This is a genomic window from Chryseobacterium gossypii (assembly GCF_041361455.1).
Taxonomy (GTDB): Bacteria; Bacteroidota; Bacteroidia; order Flavobacteriales; family Weeksellaceae; genus Chryseobacterium; species Chryseobacterium gossypii.
Genome location: NZ_JBGCUR010000067.1, coordinates 1 through 1,594, shown reverse-complemented (window position 1 = coordinate 1,594; position 1,594 = coordinate 1). Strand labels below are relative to the sequence as shown.

At 32.8% G+C, this 1,594-nt stretch carries 1 protein-coding gene and 1 pseudogene; both read right to left on the bottom strand.

Annotated elements, in window-relative coordinates:
• Positions 1 to 304: 304 nt before the first annotated feature.
• Positions 305 to 841 (bottom strand): hypothetical protein, encoded by a 537-nt coding sequence (locus ABMQ40_RS16565; protein ID WP_370901606.1) that lies wholly within the window; start codon positions 839 to 841, stop codon positions 305 to 307.
• A 73-nt stretch (positions 842 to 914) separates the two neighbouring features.
• Positions 915 to 1,594, bottom strand: a pseudogene (locus ABMQ40_RS16560) (hypothetical protein); the annotation flags it as partial.

Genomic DNA, 1,594 nt, shown 5'->3' with positions numbered 1-1,594 from the left:
AATCGAAATAATGGACGATATTCCAAAAAACTTCTATTTTTTTCATAATATAAATATTTATGGTTATATAATAGACCTACATTTCTTTCTCCGACAACGTCGATTATTTCTCCAAATAAGCTGGATCCCGTGGTCACAAGGAAATTCGGCAATCCTTATTATGAATTCAAATAATGAGGCTATTTCAAATGAAACAGCCTCTCAGGATTCTTCAATATTAAAAACTTCGTGGATTATTAGGTACAAGCATAATGATCTAAAGTTAATTTCTTTTGCTACTTTTATTTCAATTGGATTGTATTCATTAATATATTCTTGACATTAAAAAAAAACTTGAAATAAAAAAAACTAAAACACCTACTATTATTCCCAAACTTATCGATGTCCATTTATATCTTACACTTTTGGGTTCTTCATCAAATTCATCAAAATATTTTAAATATTTATTACTTTTAAATAGTAATTTTTCGTTAAGCCCCCAAGGTATAAATAATAATCCTATTATAAAAACCCATTTATAAAGTCTAGATTCCCAAATATATTGTATTAAAGGTTTTCCAATTATTGCCTGAAAAATATTGAAAAGCCCATATTCCAAAAGAATTATTAAACCTCCCATTTGGATACCAGCCCAAATGCTGTGTAATCCAGCTAATTTATTATTAAAAATAACTTCATCTGTAAATTGGTTCATATCATCAATTCCTCCCTTAGCAAAAAATTTTTTTACAGCAGGAATTTTATATACTAGTTTAAAAGGGTCTATATAAGACAATAACTTATATATTTTTTTATAAAAATTAAAAATTGTATAATATACATAATTCCAAGTTCTTTCCATAAATATTATTTTTTTAAGATTACCGCTTCTACTAATACAAACAAAAGATTATAGTAAATATTAAATTATTTAATTAATAATCGGGTTTGTTTAGTATTCCGCTAGCCCATTTTTCAGCATATTCTCCACCATATATTCCTCCTAATATTCCTCCTACGACACCTCCAACTGCTCCTCCAATAGCAGCTCCAGGCGCCGCTCCAACTCCAAAAAAGGTTATACCAATTGCTCCCCCAATAGGAGCTAATACTTTGGCACCTACCCATGCTCCAACAGCTGCCCCAGCCAGACCTCCGGCTACACCTGCTGTTGCTACTTGGGCCCTAACACCAAACTTTCCACCATCTTGATAAACACCATAGCTTATTTGTGCAGCATTAATGGCATAACCTACATATCCAGCTCTTTTAGCATATTTTCCAAACATTGCAGTAGTTCTTACGTAGTCACTCCTTAATCCTATTAAAGATCCACTAGCTCTTCCAGCATAGGCAGTGCTTCTCATTTGCCCGAGGTTATCAATCCAATAGCCACTATTATAAAGAGCTGTCCTTTGTTTTGCGGCATATTCAAATCCTCCACCCATAGCTGTAGCCCCCCAGTCAGCCCAATTTTTATAATTATCCCAAGATGTATCAGAATTAAGTTTCATTTTATGAACCACTAATTCTCTTGCTCCGATTTCCATTTCTCCATCTACAATTCTGCCGAAACCTGGTATATCTCCATCTGTCCACCAGTTCATATATCCAT

Coding starts and splice junctions, on each gene's coding strand:
- ABMQ40_RS16565 (WP_370901606.1), bottom strand. CDS start 841: ATGGAAAGAACTTGGAATTATGTATATTATACAATTTTTAATTTTTAT.